Annotated in this window: 5 protein-coding genes; 4 read left to right on the top strand and 1 reads right to left on the bottom strand. The window is 38.3% G+C overall.

Annotated elements, in window-relative coordinates:
- Positions 1–625 precede the first annotated feature (625 nt).
- Both N477_RS20470 and N477_RS20475 read left to right on the top strand, forming a co-directional pair.
- Complete coding sequence (locus N477_RS20470; RefSeq protein ID WP_063360017.1) at positions 626–943, top strand: hypothetical protein; 318 nt, start codon at positions 626–628, stop codon at positions 941–943.
- A gap of 2 nt (positions 944–945) precedes the next feature.
- The gene (locus N477_RS20475) at positions 946–1479 is read left to right on the top strand and encodes a hypothetical protein (protein WP_063360018.1); all 534 of its coding nucleotides are present in this window, start codon (positions 946–948) and stop codon (positions 1477–1479) included.
- A 221-nt stretch (positions 1480–1700) separates the two neighbouring features.
- Here the strand turns inward: N477_RS20475 and N477_RS20480 are convergent, their stop codons facing one another.
- Complete coding sequence (locus N477_RS20480; protein WP_063379458.1) at positions 1701–2897, bottom strand: IS256 family transposase; 1197 nt, start codon at positions 2895–2897, stop codon at positions 1701–1703.
- 81 nt (positions 2898–2978) lie between these two features.
- Between N477_RS20480 and N477_RS20485 the strand changes: the two genes are divergently transcribed.
- Positions 2979–3974 (top strand): transposase, encoded by a 996-nt coding sequence (locus N477_RS20485; RefSeq protein WP_196760669.1) that lies wholly within the window; start codon positions 2979–2981, stop codon positions 3972–3974.
- Positions 3975–4350: 376 nt separating this feature from the next.
- The coding region (locus tag N477_RS20490; protein WP_081216307.1) for a hypothetical protein at positions 4351–4599 on the top strand (249 nt) is incomplete at its 3' end.

Consider the following 4599-nt stretch of genomic DNA (forward strand, 5'->3'; position numbering starts at 1 on the left):
GGCAATGTATTCGCTTTTACTGTTACAGGAAGTAATGCAGATTATGACAGGATTTATCTAAATAAAATAGATAGTGATGTGATTTATCAAATAACAGGTGAGTTTGATGAAAAGGGTGTTTTAGATATTCTTTCAAGGATAGAGTATTAACCTGGGTGTAAAGTAAATGTGATAAATATGTTGCTACCTTTACCCAAATTAAGAAAGTTCGATTGGGTAGTTATTACTACCTCTTTACTTTTATCTTGCTAAATATCAGTCGCATTTCAGTGAGCCTGAATTTAACTGAAAAGTACGGTATTCCCCAATATCAAAACAGCCGTTGCTAAGTTTGTAAGGTTAGCGTTGATCCTGTGCGTTTTATGCAAAGTAGTAAGAGGCAGATACAAATTTATTTCTAAAGTGGTGACGATTCAATATGAAGTAAGCATGCAAGTGCACGTTTTAACTGCTTATGCAAAGCAGAATCTATCTTTTTGATGGCTATTAAAAATGGGGGATTACCAGCTAAGTATATTCTCTCATTTATTGGGCCTAGCTAATAGTATTATATTAGTTCAACTACGTGTTCTGTATGATTAGACCAGTTAAGTACACTGTTTGTATCAATTAAGGAGAAAGATGCATGAACGAAGCAAATTCAGTCAAAGATGCCATTAATGCTTTTTACAAAGGCGCTGGAATTAATCTAAAGTTCACCGGTGAGGTTAATGAAAAGGTAGCTGAAATATTTGGGAAAATGGTAATTGAAACTCAAAAGTTTACAACCGCACTAAAGTGGGTGCCTACTCCAACAGGCGGAAAAGCGACCATTACATGGGTTGCGAAAAACTTTACAAAGAGTGCGATTAACCAATTAAAGGAAGAGCAATCTTTAACTTGTGCTAAAAAAGTAATTTTAGACTATAAAACTTCATTGAAATTGGCGTCCTTAGGTATTTAGCTATGAGGTTAATATTAATACTATTATCCATTTTCACTTGTACCGCCAGTGCTAGCCAATTTCCACAGTCATCTTGTAGTGGCACCCCTTATTGGCTAGAAGTTTCTGCTATCAAATTGTGCTTGGAGCCAGAAAATGTAAGTTATCTGAATGTGTTAAATTCAAAATACACATCTATGTCAATAGTATACGATGGGCGTGAGTATATTTTTCAAGTACAAACGGTGGAAAATGCAACGGGTGGACTTCATAAAAAATATGGTTTATCAGCATATCGTTACTTTCTAGCCCTAGCATTAAAAAATAACCTTAAAGTAGACTACTCAATTGCTTACGAGATACATGAGTTGAAGTCCGAACATGAAATAAATGTTTATGAGTCTTCTGAATGGGCAGTTTTTACCTTAATAAGTAACCATAGAAGTTTTGACGAGGTATTTATTATAAACAAAAAGAGTCAAAGCATATTTCAAATAGGGGGAAAATTTGACCAAAAAACGATTATGAGTTTACTTTCTAAGGTGAAGTTACCATAAAAGTAGGGTGAAAGTATAAATGATTGGTCGTTTTTGTATCGTTAAAGGGTATGCAAATCATATGGGGCAGGCACAAATTTTTGCTGAAATAAAGCTACTCAGCCACTGTGTAAATATGCAGTTTTAATTTAAGTTGAACAGGAAATAGTGGTAATTGACAGAGTGTTCTGCGCAACTAAATCAGGAGAGGCTGTACATAACTTTGTGTAACTGCCACCTTTTTAAATAAAGTCTTGTAAGCGGTCTTCGAACTCAATCATAAATCTGTTCATAGCCGCTTTCCAATTCCTAATGGGCATCGTCCATTTTTTTGAAGCATCCATTATCGCCAGATAAATCACCTTTCTAGCAGAGTCGTCAGTGGGGAACAGTTTACGCTTTTTAATCGCTTTACGGATGACGCTGTTCAGTGATTCGATAGCATTTGTCGTATAAATTGCTTTCCTGATGTCAGCCGGATAAGCGAACAACGTGTTCAGGTTGTTCCAGTGGCTTCGCCATGAACGGCTGATTTGAGGGTACTTATCATCCCAACGAGTACTGAATGATTCCAGGGCCATCAACGCTTCTTCCTCGGTCGCAGACTGATAGATAAGCTTGAGATCAGTCGTCACGGCTTTATAGTCTTTCCATGGAACGTACTTCACCGCATTACGAACCATGTGAACGATACAGAGCTGAATTTTGGTTTCAGGGAACACGGTATTGATGGCATCCGGGAAACCCTTAAGACCATCCACGCAGGCAATCAGAATATCCTTCACACCACGGTTTTGCAGTTCTGTCAGCACATTAAGCCAGAACTTCGCCCCTTCGGTCTCAGAGAGCCACATACCCAGTAATTCTTTATGGCCTTCCAGATTAACGCCCAGTGCCAGATAAACAGACTTATTGATGACCTGTTTATCCTGACGGATTTTAACCACTATGCAGTCGAGATAAACAATGGGGTAGATGGCATCAAGAGGGCGGCTTTGCCACTCAACTACGTTAGCGATAACGGCATCAGTGACACGAGAAATGAGTGAGGGAGAAACGTCCGCATCGTACATTTCTTTGAAGGTTTCTACGATTTCCCGGGTCGTCATACCTTTTGCATAAAGACTGAGGATTTTGTCATCCATGCTGGTAAAACGGGTTTGTTGTTTCTTCACCAGCAGGGGCTCAAAGGTACTGAGGCGGTCCCTTGGAGTCTCTATATCAATAGCGCCATCTTCAGTAACAATGGTTTTATTGGAATAGCCATTTCGGCTGTTTAGAGAAGAGGATTTACCATTTTTACGATAACCCAGGTGCTCATCCAGCTCAGCATTGAGGGCTGCTTCAACCGTTACTTTAGTAAGCATCTGGCTGAATTCATTCAGGTCTTTCTCAGTTTTGAGAGTTTTAGCAGCTTCGCGAGCGAAGAGAAGCGAAATAGGACAGGCACAAATTTATTGCTCAAATCACGTTATTTTACTACTGTTTAAATATCCAGTTTTAAATTGAGTTGAATGGAAATGACAAGAGCAAGGAAAGCATTGATAGATTTGTCGTCGACGTCTTATTATCACTTAATAGCGCGGTGTGTACGTCGTGCTTTTTTGTGTGGAGAAGATGAATACACAGGTAAAAACTTTGACCACAGACGAACATGGTTAGTCGAGAGAGTAAAGTTGCTAAGCAGTGTATTTGCAATTGAAATAGCGGCTTATGCCATTATGAGTAATCACTATCATTTGGTTGTTAAAGTGAATAGGCAGCAAGCACTTGGTTGGCCAGATAATGAGGTAATATCTAGGTGGTATAAGCTGTCTAAGGGCAGTCCAATTATAGATAAGCAGCGAAACGGTGATACTCTTTGCGAGGCCGAGCAATTACTTGTATCGGAACTGATTGAAAAGTGGCGAGCTCGCTTATACGACATCAGCTGGTATATGAAAAACCTCAATGAATTTATTGCTAAGAAGGCAAACAAGGAAGACAACTGCACCGGAAAATATTGGGAGGGGCGGTACAAGTCTCAAGCCTTGCTAGATGAAACGGCATTGCTCAGTTGTATGGCTTACGTAGATTTAAACCCAATCCGAGCCAACATGGCAAATAATCTAGAGGGTAGTGATTTTACCTCGATTCAAGAGCGCATAAAGCACCTGCAAAAGACAGAAGGAAACGCAAACGACTCAAAACAAAATAATGAAGCTGCTCACCAAACAAAACAACCCAAATCACTAAAACTATTTGGTTCGAGGGAGCATGAAAACTCAATACCTTTCTCATTAATTGATTATCTTGAACTAGTTGATTGGACGGGTCGCCATGTTCACCCTAAAAAGAAAGGATTCATACCGAAGAATGTGCCAGATATACTTGTATCACTGAGAATTGAAGAAGCAACTTGGCTGAATAGGGTACAAAATTATGGTACTCACTATGGTAATTTTGCAGGCTCGAAAACCGTATTAAGAGCACATGCTGCTAAAAATGATGTAAGTTGGTATAAGGGAGTTGGTTAGTAAAAATTAGCTTTAGTCTTGTTTATCAGTTTATATTGTTCTCGTTTAATCAAATTAAAATATTCCTAATTTTAGTATATATCTAATGTAAGATGCTTCTCGATCTTTCTATAGTGACGAACTCATTTTTTTGGAATGATATCTCGCAATTTTCTTAGCTTTTAAAAATGTGCCTGTCCATTTTTATATGTATGATTATATGTTCTCCTTTGAACTGTCTGTTAACTATGAGACCATTCATATTTAGTTGGGAGAAAATGAAGAAGATTCAAGACCTTCTTGGTGTCGAATGTTGTTTTGGGTTGGAATATATGTATTATTTAAGGGAGGGTTCAAAGAATTTTATATCTTATTTAAGTTGAAAAGGAATTTTAATATGACAGACGATACATCAGTAAAAAGCGCTATAAATGCCTTTTACAAAGGCGCAGGGCTAAATCTTACGTTCAAAGGCGATGTCAATGATCGTGTAGCTGAAGTCTTTGGTGAAATGATCTTTGCAACTCAGAAATGCACAACTGCATTAAACTGGGTTCCAAGGCCCAGTGGAGGGAAGGCAACAATATCTTGGATCGTAAAAAACTTTTCTCAAAGTGTTTTAAGGCAGATAGAATCAAAGCAATCA

The organism is Pseudoalteromonas luteoviolacea H33-S (genome assembly GCF_001625695.1).
Classification (GTDB): domain Bacteria; phylum Pseudomonadota; class Gammaproteobacteria; order Enterobacterales; family Alteromonadaceae; genus Pseudoalteromonas; species Pseudoalteromonas luteoviolacea_B.

Excerpts from the sequence above, each read along its gene's own strand:
- N477_RS20470 (WP_063360017.1), top strand. The coding sequence starts at position 626 with ATGAACGAAGCAAATTCAGTCAAAGATGCCATTAATGCTTTTTACAAA.
- N477_RS20475 (WP_063360018.1), top strand. The coding sequence starts at position 946 with ATGAGGTTAATATTAATACTATTATCCATTTTCACTTGTACCGCCAGT.
- N477_RS20485 (WP_196760669.1), top strand. The coding sequence starts at position 2,979 with ATGACAAGAGCAAGGAAAGCATTGATAGATTTGTCGTCGACGTCTTAT.